The sequence below is a fragment of the Rahnella sp. AA genome (genome assembly GCF_002834385.1).
GTDB lineage: Bacteria > Pseudomonadota > Gammaproteobacteria > Enterobacterales > Enterobacteriaceae > Rahnella.
On the sequence record NZ_PITQ01000002.1, the window covers coordinates 176,165 to 194,315 of the forward strand.

The 18,151-nt window shown below is 54.7% G+C and carries 14 protein-coding genes; 11 read left to right on the top strand and 3 right to left on the bottom strand.

Annotated features, from left to right (window positions below; genetic code table 11):
- Positions 1-103 precede the first annotated feature (103 nt).
- The 4 genes from cydD to infA all read left to right on the top strand — a co-directional run bounded on the left by cydD (position 104) and on the right by infA (position 4,691).
- Positions 104-1,870: a cysteine/glutathione ABC transporter permease/ATP-binding protein CydD gene (gene cydD, locus CWS43_RS05635; protein WP_101075944.1), complete on the top strand. Its 1,767-nt coding sequence runs from the start codon at positions 104-106 to the stop codon at positions 1,868-1,870.
- 2 nt (positions 1,871-1,872) lie between these two features.
- Positions 1,873-3,594 (top strand): cysteine/glutathione ABC transporter ATP-binding protein/permease CydC, encoded by a 1,722-nt coding sequence (cydC, locus tag CWS43_RS05640; RefSeq protein ID WP_101075945.1) that lies wholly within the window; start codon positions 1,873-1,875, stop codon positions 3,592-3,594.
- 50 nt (positions 3,595-3,644) lie between these two features.
- The gene (gene aat, locus CWS43_RS05645; RefSeq protein ID WP_101075946.1) at positions 3,645-4,379 is read left to right on the top strand and encodes a leucyl/phenylalanyl-tRNA--protein transferase; all 735 of its coding nucleotides are present in this window, start codon (positions 3,645-3,647) and stop codon (positions 4,377-4,379) included.
- 93 nt (positions 4,380-4,472) lie between these two features.
- Positions 4,473-4,691 (top strand): translation initiation factor IF-1, encoded by a 219-nt coding sequence (gene infA, locus CWS43_RS05650; RefSeq protein WP_002211347.1) that lies wholly within the window; start codon positions 4,473-4,475, stop codon positions 4,689-4,691.
- 219 nt (positions 4,692-4,910) lie between these two features.
- Here the strand turns inward: infA and clpA are convergent, their stop codons facing one another.
- The gene (gene clpA, locus CWS43_RS05655; RefSeq protein ID WP_101075947.1) at positions 4,911-7,193 is read right to left on the bottom strand and encodes an ATP-dependent Clp protease ATP-binding subunit ClpA; all 2,283 of its coding nucleotides are present in this window, start codon (positions 7,191-7,193) and stop codon (positions 4,911-4,913) included.
- A gap of 27 nt (positions 7,194-7,220) precedes the next feature.
- Positions 7,221-7,541, bottom strand: a complete 321-nt coding sequence (gene clpS, locus CWS43_RS05660) for an ATP-dependent Clp protease adapter ClpS (RefSeq protein ID WP_101075948.1) — start codon at positions 7,539-7,541, stop codon at positions 7,221-7,223.
- Positions 7,542-7,936: 395 nt separating this feature from the next.
- Between clpS and cspD the strand changes: the two genes are divergently transcribed.
- Both cspD and CWS43_RS05670 read left to right on the top strand, forming a co-directional pair.
- Positions 7,937-8,158: a cold shock-like protein CspD gene (cspD, locus tag CWS43_RS05665; RefSeq protein WP_015696601.1), complete on the top strand. Its 222-nt coding sequence runs from the start codon at positions 7,937-7,939 to the stop codon at positions 8,156-8,158.
- Between the two features lie 292 nt (positions 8,159-8,450).
- Positions 8,451-9,440, top strand: a complete 990-nt coding sequence (locus CWS43_RS05670; protein ID WP_101075949.1) for a VirK/YbjX family protein — start codon at positions 8,451-8,453, stop codon at positions 9,438-9,440.
- Here CWS43_RS05670 and CWS43_RS05675 read toward each other — a convergent pair.
- Complete coding sequence (locus CWS43_RS05675; protein ID WP_101075950.1) at positions 9,437-11,170, bottom strand: ATP-dependent endonuclease; 1,734 nt, start codon at positions 11,168-11,170, stop codon at positions 9,437-9,439. The two genes, CWS43_RS05670 and CWS43_RS05675, sit on opposite strands and share 4 nt — an antisense overlap.
- Before the next feature lie 189 nt (positions 11,171-11,359).
- On the opposite strand from CWS43_RS05675, the gene CWS43_RS05680 reads away from it, so the two are divergent.
- From CWS43_RS05680 to ltaE, 5 genes are all read left to right on the top strand, one after another.
- On the top strand, positions 11,360-12,259 hold the full coding sequence (locus tag CWS43_RS05680; RefSeq protein WP_101075951.1) for a lysine exporter LysO family protein: 900 nt from the start codon (positions 11,360-11,362) through the stop codon (positions 12,257-12,259).
- Between the two features lie 167 nt (positions 12,260-12,426).
- Positions 12,427-14,079: a hydroxylamine reductase gene (hcp, locus tag CWS43_RS05685; RefSeq protein ID WP_101075952.1), complete on the top strand. Its 1,653-nt coding sequence runs from the start codon at positions 12,427-12,429 to the stop codon at positions 14,077-14,079.
- A 7-nt stretch (positions 14,080-14,086) separates the two neighbouring features.
- Entirely contained in the window at positions 14,087-15,100 is a 1,014-nt protein-coding gene (gene hcr / locus CWS43_RS05690; RefSeq protein WP_101075953.1) for an NADH oxidoreductase, read from the top strand.
- A gap of 180 nt (positions 15,101-15,280) precedes the next feature.
- Positions 15,281-17,002 carry a ubiquinone-dependent pyruvate dehydrogenase gene (gene poxB / locus CWS43_RS05695; protein ID WP_101075954.1) on the top strand — a complete coding sequence of 574 codons (1,722 nt, stop codon included), beginning with the start codon at positions 15,281-15,283 and terminating at the stop codon, positions 17,000-17,002.
- A gap of 89 nt (positions 17,003-17,091) precedes the next feature.
- Positions 17,092-18,105, top strand: coding sequence for a low-specificity L-threonine aldolase (ltaE, locus tag CWS43_RS05700; protein ID WP_101075955.1), 1,014 nt, complete (start codon positions 17,092-17,094; stop codon positions 18,103-18,105).
- Positions 18,106-18,151 lie beyond the last annotated feature (46 nt).

Sequence of the window (18,151 nt, forward strand, 5' to 3'; positions counted from 1 at the left end):
AACGAATTGGGCGGCTTAATTGCCGCCTTCTTGTTTTCAGTATTGACCCAAGCATGTAACATGAGCGGCCTCCCACCCGGATTGCTGCGCAGACTGATGCCTGATGAATAAAACACGACAACAAGAACTTATCCGCTGGTTAAAACAACAAAGCTCACGCGCCAAAGGCTGGATCCGCCTTTCCATGATGCTGGGTTTGTTATCTGGTTTACTGATCCTCGCACAGGCCTGGCTGATGGCAGGACTGTTGCACGCTCTGATTATCGAACATGCCCCTCGCGGAACCCTCTTGCAAAGCTTCCTGCTGATGGCCCTGACGTTTGTTCTGCGCGCTGTCGTGACCTGGCTGCGCGAACAGGTGGGCTTTATCTGTGGACGGGTTATTCGCCAGGAAATGCGCAAACTGGTTTTAGATCGTCTGGAAAAACTGGGACCCGCGTGGATCCACGGAAAACCAGCCGGCAGCTGGGCCAGCATCATTCTTGAACAAATCGAAGATATGCAGGATTACTATGCCCGCTACCTTCCGCAAATTGCGCTGGCAGGGATTATTCCCCTTCTGATTCTGGTCAGCGTATTCCCGATTAACTGGGCTGCCGGATTAATTCTGTTGCTGACTGCCCCGCTTATTCCGCTGTTTATGGCGCTGGTCGGCATGGGCGCTGCGGATGCCAACCGGCGTAACTTTGTTGCGCTGGCGCGTCTTAGCGGTAACTTCCTCGACAGCCTGCGCGGTCTGGATACCCTGCGCCTCTTCAACCGTAGCAACGCTGAAGTGGAGAAAATCAAACGCTCCACAGAGAACTTCCGCGCACGCACTATGGACGTCTTACGTCTGGCATTTTTGTCCTCGGCGGTACTGGAGTTTTTCGCTTCGATTTCCATCGCCGTTGTTGCCGTTTATTTTGGTTTTTCTTATCTTGGCGAACTGAATTTCGGCAGCTACGGCACGCCGGTTACGCTCTTCGCCGGTTTCCTGGTCCTTATCCTCGCGCCTGAGTTCTTCCAGCCTCTGCGTGATTTAGGCGCGTTCTATCACGCTAAAGCGCAGGCGGTCGGCGCGGCAGAAAGCCTGCTGACGTTCCTCGGAGCCGAAGAAGCGGAGATGGGTGACGGTGATAAAAGCTGGCCACAAGATCAGGACGTTACACTTGAGGCGCGTGACCTGTTTGTTCGATCGCCGCAGGGGAAAACGCTGGCAGGCCCGCTGACCTTTACCGTTCCTGCCGGGCAACGTATTGCCATCGTCGGGCTGAGCGGCGCGGGCAAAAGCTCCCTGCTCAATGCGCTGCTTGGTTTTCTGCCCTATCAGGGTACCCTCACCGCAAGCGGTCTTGAGCTGAAAACGTTACGCAATGATGAATGGCGCAAACAACTCAGTTGGGTGGGCCAAAATCCACATCTGCCTGAACAAACGCTGCGCGAGAATATTCTGCTGAATCAGCCGGATATCAGCGACGCACAACTCCAAACCGCTATTGACCGGGCTTATGTGAATGAATTCCTGCCGCTGCTGCCTGATGGCCTGGAGACTGAGCTGGGTGACAGCGCGGCGCGGCTGTCAGTAGGTCAGGCACAACGTGTTGCTGTCGCGCGCGCCCTGCTTTCTCCCTGCCGGTTATTGCTGCTCGATGAACCGACCGCCAGCCTCGATGCGCACAGCGAAAAGCGCGTGATGAGCGCTTTGAACGAGGCGTCCCGAACGCAGACCGCGCTGCTGATTACGCATCAGTTGGAAGATACACGCGACTACGACGAAATCTGGGTTATGGATAAGGGGAAAATCGCTGAACGCGGCACATTCGCACAGCTGGTTGCTCAGGGCGGATTGTTCGCGAGCTTGTTATCTCAGCGTAGTAAGGAGCTGTAATCATGAGAATTCTTCTGCCTTATCTCGCGTTATATCGCCGTCACTGGTTCCGCCTGTCGCTGGGCGTCATTCTTGCGATTGTCACGCTGATGGCAAGCATCGGGCTGCTCACGCTTTCCGGCTGGTTCCTGGCAGCATCTGCCGTGGCCGGGCTGGCCGGGCTTTATACGTTTAACTATATGCTGCCTGCGGCAGGAGTTCGCGGCGCGGCCATTACGCGTACGGCAGGACGTTACGCCGAGCGACTGGTCAGCCATGATGCGACTTTCCGCGTACTGGCACATCTTCGCGTGTTCACATTCACCAGAATCATGCCACTGACGCCAGGCGGTATTGCACGTTTCCGTCAGGCTGATTTGCTCAACCGCCTCGTCGCCGACGTTGATACGCTGGACCACCTTTATCTGCGTGTAATATCGCCGCTGATCAGCGCGCTGGTGGTGATTGTACTGGTGACGTTTGGGCTAAGTTTCCTCGATGTCACGCTGGCCCTGACGCTGGGTGCCATCATGCTGGCGCTGATGGTACTTCTGCCGGTGATTTTCTACCGCGCAGGAAAACCTGCGGGCCGCGAACTCACGGCGCTGCGGAGCGATTATCGTACGCAGTTGACCGCATGGTTACAGGGTCAGGCCGAGCTGGTAGTTTTTGGCGCACAACCGCAATTTCGCCAACAGCTGGATGACATTGAGCGCCGCTGGATGTTACGCCAGCAGCAGCAGGCAAAACTGACCGGCCTTTCGCAGGCAATGATTATTGCGGCAGCAGGCCTGACGGTCACGCTGATGTTGTGGCTGGCATCGGGCGGCATCAGCGCCTTTCCACAACCCGGCGCGCTGATTGCCTTGTTTGTCTTTACGCCGTTAGCTGCGTTTGAAGCACTCGGGCCGGTTGCTGCGGCTTTCCAGCATCTCGGGCAGGTTATTGCATCGGCGCAGTGCGTAAGCCAGATCATCAGCCAGCCTGCCGACGTGGCATTTCCACCACAAGGCCCGGCAGCCGGTGAACAGGTCAGCCTTTCGCTGAAAGACGTTAATTTTACCTATCCGGGCCAGCCGTTGCCGGTGCTGAAAAATATCACGCTGGACGTCCGCGCAGGTGAACATATCGCCCTGCTCGGCCAGACCGGTTGTGGTAAATCCACGCTGTTGCAGTTGCTGACGCGCGGCTGGAACATCAGCAGCGGTTCACTGAAGCTTAACGGCCACGAAATCACTGAATACGATGAAGCCACGTTGCGCCGGACGATCACCGTTGTCAGCCAGCGTGTACACGTTTTCAATACCACACTGCGTGAAAACCTGCGGATGGCGTCGCCAGAATGTTCTGATGAACAAATCGCCGACGTTCTGAAGCAGGTTGATTTGCACGTTCTTCTGGAAAACGAAGGGCTGAATGCCTGGCTGGGCGAAGGCGGCCGCCAGCTTTCTGGTGGCGAGCAACGCCGTTTAGGCCTTGCTCGTGCCCTTTTGCACGATGCACCATTGTGGTTGCTTGATGAACCGACTGAAGGGCTGGACGCCGAAACGGAACAACATATTTTGGCACTGCTGCGCAAGCATTGTCAGAATAAGACGCTACTCTTAGTGACGCACCGTTTGCACGGTCTGGAGACTCTTGACAGAATTTGTGTGATGGAAGAAGGTCAGATCGTAGAACAAGGTGATCACCCGACGCTGGCCGCTGCACAGGGACGTTACGCACGATTTCTGACGCGAGGCTGATGTTGTTCCCGTTTTAACGGCGGCCTTTAGGTCGCCGGATAAGGAGATCTATGCGGTTAGTTAAGCTTGAGGCCAATTCCGTCACTTTCCCGGATCCTGAGACTGCACTCCTGGAACCGAATGGCCTTTTGGCTATTGGCGGGGATCTCACCGCCCCTCGTCTGCTTTCTGCTTATCAAACGGGCATCTTTCCCTGGTTCGAGCCTGGAGAGATGATTCTTTGGTGGTCTCCCGATCCCCGCGCCGTCCTCATCCCTGAAGAACGGCATGCCAGCCGCAGCCTGAAACGCTTTATGCGGAGAATGCCGTTTCGTTTCACGCTCAACCAGCAGTTTGAGCAGGTTATCCGCGCCTGCGCCATGCAGCGTGAGGACGGCACCTGGATCGGGCCGCTGGTTCAGCGAGGATATCAGGAGCTGCACGAAGCCGGGCGGGCTCACTCGGTCGAGGTCTGGGAAGGCGATGAACTGGTTGGTGGGTTATATGGCGTTTCTGTCGGCAAATTATTCTGCGGCGAGTCGATGTTTACCCGTCGGGAAAATGCATCGAAGTGCGCGCTCATGGTTTTTTGCCAACATTTTTCCCGCAATGGTGGAGAACTGATTGACTGTCAGGTGCTCAACCCTCACACTGCGTCGCTGGGTGCGAGAGAGATCCCCCGCCGCCAATTTTTGCAGCAGTTATCCGAACTTTCGCAACGCGCGTTAGCACCGGATTGCTGGCTGCCACAAGACTTATCCCCACATGACGAAGACCTGCCGGTGTTCCCGAAGGATAGGGAATAGGTGCGGTCATGGACCATACTTCTTTACATAATGTGGGTTTTTCGGCATTATCTTGCCGGTTAAAAACTATGGTAGTTAGACCTAGAGGATTCGATGGCCAAAGAAGACAACATTGAAATGCAAGGCACCGTACTTGATACGCTGCCAAACACTATGTTCCGCGTAGAATTAGAAAACGGACACGTAGTTACCGCTCACATCTCCGGTAAAATGCGTAAGAACTACATCCGCATCCTGACGGGCGACAAAGTCACTGTAGAGCTGACCCCGTACGACCTGAGCAAAGGCCGCATTGTCTTCCGTAGCCGTTAATAAGCGGCTCACTCATCGCTGATTTTCCGGCGATCCCTGAGGATACCCTCTTCGCCCTTCCTGCTTTTGCAAGGGCGTTTTGTGGTATCCGCAATTCGGCATTTTTTTCATTATCCTTTCTGAAATCCCTCACTAATTCCTGCAATTAAATAAAGAATCTCAGAAAGAAAAAAGGCGATGTTTTCACATCGCCTTTTGTTTTTTCATCACTGATGAAAATCAGTGCACCGCACCTTCCGGTTTTTTCTTCTGCGCACTCATAAAGTGATAAGTCAGCTTGTCAGCAGCTTTATCGAGTGCCACAGAGACAGAACCGCCATCCACCAATGAACCAAACAGCAGCTCGTTGGCGAGAGGTTTCTTCAGGTTTTCCTGAACGGTACGGGTCATCGGGCGCGCACCCATGGCACGGTCATAACCTTTCACCGTCAGCCAGTCGCGGGCTTCATCACTGACTTCCAGTGAAACGCCTTTCGCATCCAGTTGCGCCTGCAGCTCAACAATAAACTTATCAACAACCTGCTGAATAACCTCAGTGGACAGATGGTTAAACCAGATTACGTTGTCCAGGCGGTTACGGAATTCCGGCGTAAAGGTGCGTTTGATCTCTTCCATTGCATCAGGGCTGTTATCCTGATGAACCAGACCAATCGATTTACGTTCCGTTTCGCGCACGCCGGCGTTGGTGGTCATCACCAGGATGACGTTGCGGAAGTCCGCTTTACGTCCGTTGTTATCCGTCAGCGTCCCGTTGTCCATCACCTGCAACAGCAGGTTAAAGACGTCCGGATGGGCTTTCTCGATTTCATCGAGCAGCACCACGGCGTGAGGATGTTTAATGACCGCATCCGTCAGCAAACCGCCCTGATCGAACCCGACATATCCCGGAGGTGCACCAATCAGACGACTGACCGTGTGGCGTTCCATGTATTCCGACATGTCAAAGCGCAGCAGTTCGATATCCAGCGCTTTGGCCAACTGAACCGTGACCTCTGTTTTACCGACACCCGTAGGCCCGGCGAACAGGAATGAACCGACAGGCTTATGATCCTGACCCAAACCGGCGCGGCTCATTTTGATCGCTTCAGTCAGTGCTTCAATAGCAGGATCCTGCCCGAAGACCAGCATTTTCAGGCGATCGCCCAGGTTTTTCAGCACATCGCGGTCAGTGGCCGAGACGGTTTTTTCCGGGATACGGGCAATACGTGCCACCACGCTTTCGATATCACTGACGTTAACGGTTTTCTTGCGTTTGCTGACCGGCATTAACCGGCTGCGTGCGCCCGCTTCGTCGATAACGTCGATAGCTTTGTCCGGCAGATGACGGTCATTGATGTATTTAACCGACAGCTCAACCGCTGCACGCACCGCTTTCGCGGTATAACGCACGTCGTGATGCGCTTCGTATTTGGTTTTCAGGCCATTGATGATCTGAACGGTTTCTTCAACGCTTGGCTCAGTAATATCAATTTTCTGGAAGCGACGCGCCAGAGCACGGTCTTTCTCGAAGATATTGCTGAATTCCTGATACGTTGTTGAACCGATCACTCTGATTTTGCCGCTCGACAGCAGCGGTTTAATCAGGTTAGCCGCATCCACCTGACCACCCGACGCCGCACCGGCACCGATGATCGTGTGGATTTCATCAATAAACAGAATGCTGTTCTTATCCTGTTCGAGCTGTTTCAGCAGGGATTTGAAACGTTTTTCAAAATCACCGCGGTATTTAGTACCCGCCAGCAAGGAACCAATATCCAGAGAATACAGGGTGCAGTCGGCCATGACTTCCGGCACATCACCCTGCTCGATTCTCCACGCCAGCCCTTCAGCAATGGCGGTTTTACCGACACCGGATTCGCCCACCAGAAGCGGGTTGTTTTTACGACGACGGCAGAGCACCTGAATAGCACGCTCAAGTTCTTTGTCACGACCAATCAGCGGATCGATGCCACCCACACGCGCCAACTGGTTAAGATTAGTGGTGAAGTTCTCCATACGATCTTCCCCCGCCGACTGCTCTTCGTTAACTGGGTTTTCCGCATTGTTTTGCGCCTGGCCGCCCGTTTCATCTTTACGGGTACCGTGCGAAATAAAGTTCACCACATCAAGGCGGCTGACATCATGTTTGCGCAGAAGGTAGGCAGCCTGTGATTCCTGTTCGCTGAAAATCGCGACCAGAACATTGGCACCAGACACTTCGCTGCGACCGGAAGATTGAACGTGGAATACCGCACGTTGCAGAACGCGCTGGAAACTCAGCGTTGGCTGGGTATCACGTTCTTCTTCACTGGCAGGTAAGGTGGGTGTGGTTTGCTCGATGAAGGCTTCCAGTTCCTGGCGCAAGGCCACGAGATCTACTGTACAAGCTTCAAGCGCTTCACGGGCAGCAGGGTTGCTGAGCAACGCCAGCAACAGGTGCTCCACGGTCATAAACTCATGCCGGTGCTCACGGGCTCTTGCGAAAGCCATGTTGAGACTGAGTTCAAGTTCTTGATTGAGCATAGGCACCTCCCAAATAGATTGCCTTAATCAGGCTTTTTCCAGCGTACACAGCAACGGATGCTCATTCTCCTTGGCGTACTCATTCACATGTGCGACTTTGGTTTCCGCGACTTCGGCCGTATAAACGCCGCAAATCGCTTTACCTCTATAGTGCACCTGGAGCATCAGTTGCGTTGCACGTTCAATATCATAAGAAAAGAACTTTTGCAGAACGTCAATCACAAATTCCATTGGAGTGTAATCGTCGTTGTTTAATATAACTTTATACATAGATGGCGGTTTTACCTCATCCTTTTGCTTATCCGCCGTCAAATGTTCGAAATTTAACCAGTCTTGATTCTTGCCCATTGCCTGTTCATCACCTGTGAAGATCGTATTGGAAGCCAAATACACAAGCGTGGAAGCTGTCTGCAAAGCTTCACACTTTCATTACCGTATTTTACCATCTCTGTCCCCACCTTGCCGCTGCACAAAATGTTTTCCGTGCATCAGGCAACGCGTATGAAATTTTAACAAAATATGTCAATAGCGTTACCTGCTTCAAACTTTGGTTATCTGCTCCCTAAGGACAAATGCCGTTTCCTTGACGTCTATCTCTATTCCACTAGAGTGTAAATTCGTGAGCTGAACAAGGTATGAAACCGGCTCGAACAGGCGCTTATCCGCTGCGTTCTGGCCTTCGTGCTCACTCAACTGGCTTTATCTATTTACTACCAGACTAGTCATGAGAGGGATGTAGAAGCATGCAGACGGGTACTGTTAAATGGTTCAATAATGCTAAAGGCTTTGGCTTCATTTGCCCACAAAATGGCGGTGAAGACATCTTCGCTCACTACTCCACAATCCAGATGGAGGGTTACCGGACACTTAAGGCCGGGCAGCAGGTCAACTTCGACGTTCATGAAGGCCCAAAGGGGAATCATGCCAGCCTTATTATCCCGGTGGAAAGTGAAGCGGTCGCCTGACCGGTTCAGCATCACACATCAAGTTACGCTTCAACTGCAAATGCCGGTCACTCATTGACTGGCATTTTCATTTATGGGGGAGAATGCCTCCGGCTTCAAGCCCTTTACGCGAAAAAAAGTACATTTTTTAGACACTGATTGCTAAGACAGGACATAAAACAAATTAAGTCTAAACACAATCTCAACAAATCACGTTCAATTTCTCCATAATTTACCCCGTTGCACACCTGTTTATTCTCCCCCTGTTGAAATAACCGTTACCGATATCCGGTTCACTTTGACAGGTAATCCCATGACCACTTTCAGCTACCCTTCCGCAGAAAAGGCTCCGCTTTCCGGCCTTCAGTTGATGACGGCGTTACTCTCCTGCCGCACGGTGCCAGGTCCGTCATGGAAATTGCCACGTTACCGGTTCAAATTCCTGTACCGTGCGCTGCTACATCCGCGTCGGACCTTCGCAATGCTCGATTATCTCGCGCATCATCCGCAGCGCGATGAAATTCTGGCGGCGATGCCGAGCCTGCCGTGCAAATTGCACCGTATTTATCAGGCCGCCAATATCACGCCGGAACAGGCGATGAAGCGCATTACCGATCACTACGACATGATCGGCCACTGCCTGCCGGATGCGATTAATCACGGTTATCTCAGCAAAAAAGAGATGGCGATCGCCACGCTGACCGGTAAAGAAGAGCAACGTTATGCCATCACCTTCAACGCCATTGCCCGCCTGGATAAAGAAGGTGAAGCCACGCTGACATTCCATAATGCCGAAGGGGTTTCCATTGCCATCGTGACGTTCTCGTTTATCGAATATCAGGGGAAACCGACGCTGTTTATTGGCGCGTTGCAGGGACCAAAGGCGAATGTGGATCATCAGGAAATTCAGCGCGCGACCAAAGCCTGCCACGGGTTATTTCCAAAACGTCTGGTGATTGAAGCGCTGACGACGCTCGCGGATGTCACCGGCATGACGCAGATTGTGGCGGTTGGCAACCACACGCACATTTATGAAAATCCGCGCTATAAAAAGCGCAAAGGCATGGTGTTTGCCGATTACGACAGCTTCTGGGAAACGATGGAGGCAAAGCCGGGCGAAGACGGATATTTCCATCTGCCACGCCAGATTGCCCACCGGCCGCTGGAAGAAATCGCCAGCAAACGTCGTTCCGAATACCGCCGTCGCTATCAGTTGCTCGATGACCTGGAAAGCCAGATCCGCCAGACCTTCACCCGCGGACACGGCAATCCCGTCACGTTGCCGGAAACACGGGCGGCTTAATCCGCCCTGCCGCGCGCCAGCCAGGCCACGCGGGAAAACATTTGCCGCAGCAGCGGAGGAATCGATGCGGTTCCCCGCAAAGACGCCGCCAGCGCCACATCAATGGCCAGATCCGGCTTCGAGCTGCGGTGAATCGCTTTATCGATAATTCGTCGCGGCGCCATCGGCACATTCGCCGCTATCGCTGAATTCTTGCGATACACGTCCTCAAACCCTTCGCGATACAGAAAATACTCGATGTCCTGCGCCGGTAACGCCGTCAGGCGGTAACGCAGCGTATCGTCATGACTCTCCACGTTAGCAATGACCGTCGCCGCGTATTTGCGCCCGGCTTCGTCACCGTCGACCAGCGCATGCCACTCGATGCCCATCTGCCGGGCGAAACGCAGCAACGGTTTCAGGCCGCACTGCGCAAACTCAATCACCTTAATGCCTTCAGATTCGAAATGATAACCGCACTGTCGCGCCAGCTGATTGAGCAACCACACTTCCGTTTCGCCTTCTACCAGCAGCCAGCAGCGCGCAAATAAAGATGAAGGCCGGTTAAAGCGGATATGGAAAGCAATCCGGCGGCTGTCTTCCATGCTCAGCCCTTCCGGCCCGATACCGTAAGCCGCCACGCGTCCGGATTCACGCACCAGCCGGCAAATCTGCTCAACCGGCACCAGAGAAAGCAAATCACCGGAATTGGTTGTCGTGATCCGTTGTAACGGCAGTTGATCCAGTAATCCCCACGCCACCGACAGCATGATCGGATGCAGACGGGTTTCGGGGTCTTCAATCAGCAATAAAGGCCGAGCGTCCGGATGCAACACCACTGATCCCTTCGCCTGCAATAAAGTGGAAAACATGCCCAGCAGCATCACGCGCATGCTGCGGCTGTTCGGCTCGGCAATCATGCGGTTGATGTTGTCCAGCGAACGCCACGCGCGGCGGCTTTCAGCCCGTCCATGGCGTTTTTGCTGCCAGGGCGCACTGTTGGATGTCCCTTGCTCGGCAAAATAATGTTCAAGCAATTGCCGCATCGCCGATAGCCCGCTGCGTAATTCACTGTTTTTCAGCGTCTGCGGGCTGTGCACCAATTCCCGCGTGAGCTCATCAAGCTGTTTTGCCAGTTCCTCATTATTGGCCGCTAACCTTGGGGCCAGCGTTTCACTGCGCAGGCGGCGGATAAAGCGCGCATCACGCAGCCGCAGAACCGGATTGAGACGGATCAGCGCCTGCGCCAGCGGATCAATCGTCGTCAGATTCAGAGGCTGCCCGTTAGAGGACAAAAAGCTGCGTAATGTCATCACACTGCCGTCGTCGTCCAGTTCCCCCTCCAGCCGGTAATAGATACGGTTCATTTTATCCGCACATTTCACCCAAAGTGGTGAGAGAGGATTAAAACGCGGTGACATATGATGACCTGCCTGGTTTTCACAAAACGTAAATACCACGTGCAGATACTGTGATTTGGATTCCTCTTCGCCAGCCGGGAAATAGAAATCTTCTTCTTTAAAGCAGTAAAGTTTGGGTTCGGGAGAAAGTAACAGCGTCAGGGCATCCAGAAGGCTTGATTTGCCCCAGGCATTTTCACCAATCAGAACGGTATTGGTCAGAAAGGACTCCGTCTGCCCCTGATGTGCAGAACCGGTAATCGATGCGCCACGTTGTGCGGGCTGTGTCAGAGTCAAAGACAGCCGGTTTATTCCGCGAAAACCGACAATATCAATATGTTCCAGATACATCAGACGCCTCCTGTGCGCTCAGAGCTTTCCTGAGAATGGCGTTAAAAATCGGTTCGGGTCAAGCCCGCGAAGATATCTCTGCGCGCCGAAGCTGCTTTACAGCCAGATAACTTTTCGTTAGCGTGGCGGGCGACATTTTTTGTGTCGCGCACCACTCATGGGATCTCACTTTTCAGGGACTTTTGCATCATGTATTCCGGGTTGTTAATTATTCTCCTGCCGCTGATTGCCGGTTATCTCATTCCGCTCAAAAACCGGTCCCTGCTGCATCTTGTTAATCAGCTACTGAGCTGGATGGTGTACGTCATCTTGTTCATTATGGGCGTCAGTCTGGCTTTCCTCGACAATCTCAGTACTAATTTGCTGCTGATTTTCAAATATGCCGCCGTCTGTTTCCTGTGCATTTTTGTGATGAACTACGCGGCATTATGGTTGCTTGAACGCCGTAAACCCTGGAAGAATCAGCACAAACAAGAAAAACTGCCTTCACGTATACACATGGCGCTGGAATCGCTGAAGCTGTGTGGCGTGGTTATCGGCGGTTTTGCCCTTGGCCTGACACAATGGCACTGGCTGACCTTCGCCTCGCAGGCCAGCGAAATTGCGCTGTTGTTCTTGCTGGCGCTGGTGGGTTTGCAACTGCGTAACAGCAGCATGACGCTGCGCCAGATTATCCTCAATCGTCGCGGCATGATGGTCGCGCTCGTGGTGGCAGTCAGTGCGTTAATCGGCGGTGCGATTGCCGCTTTACTGCTCGGCCTGCCACTGAAAACCGGTCTGGCGCTGGCCTCGGGTTACGGCTGGTATTCACTTTCCGGTATCGTTCTGACGGATTCGTTCGGGCCGGTCATTGGCAGCGCCGCGTTCTTTAACGATCTGGCGCGTGAGCTTTGCGCGATTATGCTGATCCCGACGCTGGTGCGCAGCAGCCGTTCGACCGCGCTGGGCCTGTGCGGCGCAACGTCGATGGACTTCACCCTGCCGGTTCTGCAACGTAGTGGCGGGCTGGACATGGTGCCCCCCGCTGTCGTTCACGGTTTTGTATTAAGCCTTATTGCTCCTGTCCTGATGGCCTTTTTCTCCGCCTGATATCTGCCCTTCCCGCTGCTTCCCGGCAGCGGTATCTCCTTGCCAAAACTTGCGTTAAATCAACTCCACTTCACTTAATCTTAAAAACATCTTCATTTCTGTTCCGGCCAGTTTTAGGCTTGCATCAAAACAAGCATTTAAAATGCAACTTTAAAAAGGACCTCATTATGTTTTGTGTGCAATGTGAACAAACAGTCCGCACCCCAGCGGGCAATGGCTGTGCTTATGCGCAGGGTATGTGTGGCAAAACGGCGGAAACCTCCGATTTACAGGATCTGCTGGTGGCCGTTCTTGAGGGCTTATCGGCCTGGGCATTAACGGCTCGCGGTTACGGTATTGCCGATGAGGAAATTGACAGCTTCGCACCACGGGCATTTTTCTCCACGCTGACCAACGTCAACTTCGACTCTGACCGCATCGTCGGCTACGCGCGCGAAGCGATTATTCATCGTGAAGCACTGGCGGTTCGCTGCCGTCTGATGGATCCGGAAGTCACCGTCAGCCATCCTCTGGCTGCGCTGGAGCTGGTCAGCGATAACCTGAATGACCTGCAACAACAGGCGCAGCAATTTGCGCTTAACGGCGACAAAGCGCAGATCGGCGATGATATTCACGGGTTGCGCATGTTGTGTCTGTACGGCCTGAAAGGTGCGGCGGCCTATATGGAACACGCGCACGTTCTCGGCCAGTCGGACACCGCGATTTATGCGGAGTATCACCGCCTGATGGCGTGGCTCGGTACGCAACCTTCAGACATGGGCGTGCTGCTCGAAAATGCGATGGCCATCGGCAAAATGAATTTCGGCGTGATGGCGATTCTGGATAAAGGCGAAACCGACGCTTACGGCCATCCGCGCCCGACGTCCGTCAACGTGCGTCCGCTGGCAGGTAAAGCGATTCTGATTTCAGGCCATGACCTGAAAGATTTGCAGATGCTGCTCGAACAGACCGCCGGCACCGGCATTAACATTTATACCCACGGCGAAATGCTGCCTGCACACGGTTACCCGGAACTGAAAAAATTCCCGCATCTGGCCGGTAACTACGGCAGCGGCTGGCAGAATCAGCAGGTTGAGTTTGCCAAATTCCCCGGCCCTGTAGTGATGACCTCCAATTGTATTATTGACCCTAACGTCGGCAACTACGGCGACCGCATCTGGACCCGCAGCATTGTCGGCTGGCCGGGCGTGCAGCATCTGGAAGGCGAAGATTTCGCGCCGGTGATCAGTCAGGCGCTGCAACTGGCCGGTTTCCCGTACAGTGAGATTGAACAGGAAATTACCGTCGGCTTTGGTCGTCAGACGCTGCTCAGCGCGGCCGATACCGTGATTGATTTAGTCGCTGCCAAAAAATTGCGCCATATCTTCCTGATTGGCGGTTGTGACGGCAGCCGCGGCGAGCGCAGCTACTTCACCGATCTGGCGCGCAGCGTGCCGCAAGACTGCGCGATCATGACGCTGGCCTGCGGGAAATACCGTTTCAATAAGCTGGACTTCGGCACCATCGAAGGCCTGCCGCGTTTACTGGACGTCGGCCAGTGTAACGATGCTTACTCTGCGATTATTCTGGCGGTCAATCTGGCCGAAAAACTCGGTTGTGGCGTGAATGATTTGCCGCTGAGCCTGGTGCTTTCGTGGTTCGAGCAGAAAGCGATTGTGATCCTGCTGACGCTGTTGTCGCTGGGCGTGAAAAACATCGCCACCGGCCCGACGGCACCGGCCTTCCTGACCGACAATCTGCTGGCGGTGCTTAACGAACAGTTCGGCCTGCGTTCGATTACGTCGGTTGAGCAGGATCTGAAAACCATGCTGGCGGAGTAAATCAGAGATGAACTTTCCTTTATTTCCTGATCAACCGACGGCGTTGTGCCAGAACCGCATGCAGGTGTATTCCGTCACGCAGGAAACGCCAGATGTCTGGACGCTGTCGCTGATCAATCACGACGTTTATCCGTATCAGCCGGGCCAGTTTGCGCTGGTGAATATCGGCCAGAGCGGTGACGTGCAGCGCGCGTATACCCTGTCTTCCACGCCGGGTTTGAGCCGGTTTATCCAGCTAACGGTGCGCCGGATTGACGGTGGTAAAGGCTCAGGCTGGCTGACACAGCAGGTTAAACCTGGCGATTACCTGTGGCTTTCGGACGCGCAGGGCGAATTCACCTGTGACACGCCGCAACCTTTATTACTGCTGGCCGCCGGTTGCGGCGTCACACCGGTGATGTCGATTGCGCGCCAGGTTCTGGCGCATTCCACGGCGCAAAGCGTACAGGTGTTTTACAGCGTCCGCAGCCCGCAGGACGTCATTTTTGCGCAAGAATGGCAGCGTATGGCGGCGCAATATCCGCAACTTCGTCTGACTGTTCTGGCAGAAAATGACGCAGCACCGGGCCAGATTGCAGGGCGCCTGAGTCAGGACTTACTGCAAAGCCAGGTGGCGGATATCGCTGCGCGCCGGGTGATGATTTGCGGGCCCGCGCCTTATATGGAACTGGCCGGGAAATGGGCGGCCGGGCTGGGCGTTCCGGCGCAAAATATCGTTAAGGAACAGTTCCAGGCCACTGAAGCAGTTGTTTCGGCTGACCAGCAACTGACGCTGACCCGTCTGACGCCGCTCGGAAACTACCGCGTGCCGGTCGGTTCAACGCTGCTGTCGGCCATGGAGCAGCACAAACTGCCGGTCACGGCAGCCTGCCGCGCGGGCGTTTGCGGAAGTTGCAAAACCCGCGTTCTGTCCGGTGATTACACGACCACCAGCCGCATGACGCTCACCGACGAGGAAGTCGCGCAGGGCTACGTTCTGGCGTGTAGCTGTCAGCTTCAGGGCGACGTCACGCTCGCCTGATCCCCGCGCCTCCCGCTGCCCGCTCATGACTTTTTACAGTCTGCGCGGGCAGATTTACAAAACTTCACCTTCCCTCCCCGCGTAATTTTGTATGGTTTAAGGCTTTGCATTCATGGATGTAATCAGTGGACTATGCTTAACGCAGTTATTTTTTCAGCATCTGTCGGAGGGATTCAATAAATGAAACAAAGCGTAGCGTCATATCTGGCAAAAACTCTTGAAGCGGCTGGCGTCAAAAGAATCTGGGGCGTGACCGGCGATTCGCTCAACGGTCTGAGCGACAGCCTGAACCGCATGGGCACCATCGAATGGCTCGGCACGCGTCATGAGGAAGTCGCCGCATTTGCCGCCGGGGCAGAGGCACAAATCACCGGCGAACTGGCGGTCTGCGCCGGTTCCTGCGGCCCCGGTAATTTACATCTGATCAACGGCCTGTTCGACTGCCACCGTAACCATGTTCCGGTACTCGCCATCGCGGCGCATATTCCCTCCAGCGAAATCGGCAGCGGCTATTTTCAGGAAACCCATCCGACCGAATTATTCCGCGAATGCAGCCACTATTGCGAACTCGTCACCAACCCGGAGCAGCTCCCGCAGGTGCTGGCCATCGCCATGCGCAAGGCAATCCTCAACCGGGGTGTTTCAGTGATTGTTTTGCCCGGCGACGTTGCGCTGAAACCGGCACCGGAAGACGCCAAAGTCAGCTGGTATCCGCCAAAACTGCCGAAAGTGCAGCCGCAGCAGACCGAGCTGGATAAGCTGGCCGAACTGCTCAATGGCGCAACCAACATTACCCTGATGTGCGGCAGCGGTTGTGCCGGGGCACACGATGAAGTAATTAAGCTGGCAGAAACCCTGAAAGCGCCGGTGGTGCATGCCCTGCGCGGCAAAGAACATATTGAATGGGATAACCCTTACAGCGTCGGCATGACCGGGCTGATCGGTTTTTCCTCCGGTTTCCACGCCATGATGAATGCCGACACGCTGATCCTGCTCGGCACGCAATTCCCGTACCGCGCGTTTTATCCGACGGACGCAAAAATCATTCAGATAGACATCAATCCGGGCAGCATCGGTGCGCACTGCCACGTTGATATGGCGCTGGTCGGCGATATCAAGTCCACCCTGACGGCCGTCCTGCCGCAATTACAGGTGAAAACCGAGCGTAAGTTCCTCGACAAAGCGCTTAAACATTACGAAGAAGCGCGTAAAGATCTCGATGCGCTGGCAACGCCGAACGACAAACAGGCCATTCACCCGCAATATCTGGCACAGCAAATCAGCCGTTTCGCCGATGCCAACGCCGTCTTTACCTGTGACGTCGGTACGCCTACCGTCTGGGCGTGTCGTTACCTGCAAATGAACGGCCAGCGCCGGCTGCTCGGGTCGTTTAACCACGGCTCGATGGCCAACGCCATGCCACAGGCCATCGGGGCGCAGGCGATTGACCGCACGCGCCAGGTAGTGGCGCTGTGCGGCGACGGCGGTTTTGCCATGCTGATGGGCGATTTCCTGACGCTGGCACAGCAAAAACTGCCGGTAAAAATCGTCATATTCAACAACAGTGTGCTCGGGTTTGTGGCGATGGAAATGAAAGCCGGCGGCTATCTGACCGACGGCACCGAGCTGAAAAACCCGGATTTCGCGGCCATTGCCGAAGCGGCGGGCATCAAAGGGATCCGCGTGGAAAAAGCCTCAGACGTGGACACCGCGTTGCAGGATGCGTTTGCCTATGAAGGCCCGGTACTGGTGGATGTCATCACCGCCACGGAAGAGCTGGCGATGCCTCCGCAGATTAAATTTGAGCAGGCAAAAGGCTTCAGCCTCTACATGCTGCGGGCAGTGATCAGCGGCCGGGGTGACGAAGTCATCGAACTGGCAAAAACCAACTGGCTGCGGTAACCCCGACAGGGATATAGTGGAGAGTCAGGCGGGCACGGGTTGCCCGCTTTTTCTCCACTTAACATTCACCTGGTAGAAGGATTATTACGTTGATCGATTTACGCAGTGATACCGTAACCCGCCCCAGCGAAGCTATGCGTCAGGCGATGACCAACGCTGAAGTCGGCGATGATGTCTACGGCGATGACCCAACGGTAAATGCTTTGCAGGATATGGCCGCAAAACTGTGTGGCAAAGAAGCCGCGCTGTTTTTACCGACCGGCACACAGGCCAATCTGGTCGCCCTGCTGACGCACTGCCAGCGTGGCGAAGAATATATTGTCGGCCAGAAAGCCCACAACTATATGTATGAAGCGGGCGGTGCCGCCGTTCTCGGCAGCATTCAGCCGCAGCCGCTCGATATGGCCGCCGACGGCTCCATTCCGCTGGATAAAGTCGCCGCCGCCATCAAACCCGATGACATTCACTTTGCCCGCACCCGCCTGCTGAGCCTGGAAAACACGCACAGCGGCAAAGTGCTTCCGCTCGATTATTTGCAAAAAGCCTACGCGTTTACCCGCGAAAAAGGGCTGGCGCTACATATCGATGGGGCGCGCATCATGAATGCCGCTGTGGCGCTGAACGTTGAGCTGAGCGAAATCACCCAATATTGCGACACCCTGACCATTTGCCTGTCGAAGGGTCTGGGCGCGCCGGTGGGTTCCCTGCTGGTTGGCAGCAAAGATTACATCCACCGCGCGAACCGCTGGCGCAAGATGACCGGAGGCGGTATGCGCCAGTCCGGCATTCTGGCCGCAGCGGCCATTTATGCGCTGGAAAACAACGTGGCACGACTGAAAGATGACCATGACAATGCGCAGTGGCTGGCCGAACAGCTAAGCCATATTGGCGTGGAAATCGCAGAACCCGGCCCGCAGACCAACGTTCTTTACATCAAACAGAGCGCTGAACTGGCCGAAAAAATGGGCCCGTGGATGCGTGAGCGCGGCGTGATTATCAGCGCAGGCCCGCTGACCCGTGTGCTGACTCACATCAACATCAGCCGTGAGGACCTGCAAAAAGTCGTCGCCCTGTGGCAGGAGTTCCTGCACCAGCACGCCTGACGGCCCTTCCGTTTGCGGCGGTAACCCCGGGTTATCGCCGCTCATC

Excerpts from the sequence above, each read along its gene's own strand:
- cydD (WP_101075944.1), top strand. The coding sequence starts at position 104 with ATGAATAAAACACGACAACAAGAACTTATCCGCTGGTTAAAACAACAA.
- cydC (WP_101075945.1), top strand. The coding sequence starts at position 1,873 with ATGAGAATTCTTCTGCCTTATCTCGCGTTATATCGCCGTCACTGGTTC.
- aat (WP_101075946.1), top strand. The coding sequence starts at position 3,645 with ATGCGGTTAGTTAAGCTTGAGGCCAATTCCGTCACTTTCCCGGATCCT.
- infA (WP_002211347.1), top strand. The coding sequence starts at position 4,473 with ATGGCCAAAGAAGACAACATTGAAATGCAAGGCACCGTACTTGATACG.
- clpA (WP_101075947.1), bottom strand. The coding sequence starts at position 7,193 with ATGCTCAATCAAGAACTTGAACTCAGTCTCAACATGGCTTTCGCAAGA.
- clpS (WP_101075948.1), bottom strand. The coding sequence starts at position 7,541 with ATGGGCAAGAATCAAGACTGGTTAAATTTCGAACATTTGACGGCGGAT.
- cspD (WP_015696601.1), top strand. The coding sequence starts at position 7,937 with ATGCAGACGGGTACTGTTAAATGGTTCAATAATGCTAAAGGCTTTGGC.
- CWS43_RS05670 (WP_101075949.1), top strand. The coding sequence starts at position 8,451 with ATGACCACTTTCAGCTACCCTTCCGCAGAAAAGGCTCCGCTTTCCGGC.
- CWS43_RS05675 (WP_101075950.1), bottom strand. The coding sequence starts at position 11,170 with ATGTATCTGGAACATATTGATATTGTCGGTTTTCGCGGAATAAACCGG.
- CWS43_RS05680 (WP_101075951.1), top strand. The coding sequence starts at position 11,360 with ATGTATTCCGGGTTGTTAATTATTCTCCTGCCGCTGATTGCCGGTTAT.
- hcp (WP_101075952.1), top strand. The coding sequence starts at position 12,427 with ATGTTTTGTGTGCAATGTGAACAAACAGTCCGCACCCCAGCGGGCAAT.
- hcr (WP_101075953.1), top strand. The coding sequence starts at position 14,087 with ATGAACTTTCCTTTATTTCCTGATCAACCGACGGCGTTGTGCCAGAAC.
- poxB (WP_101075954.1), top strand. The coding sequence starts at position 15,281 with ATGAAACAAAGCGTAGCGTCATATCTGGCAAAAACTCTTGAAGCGGCT.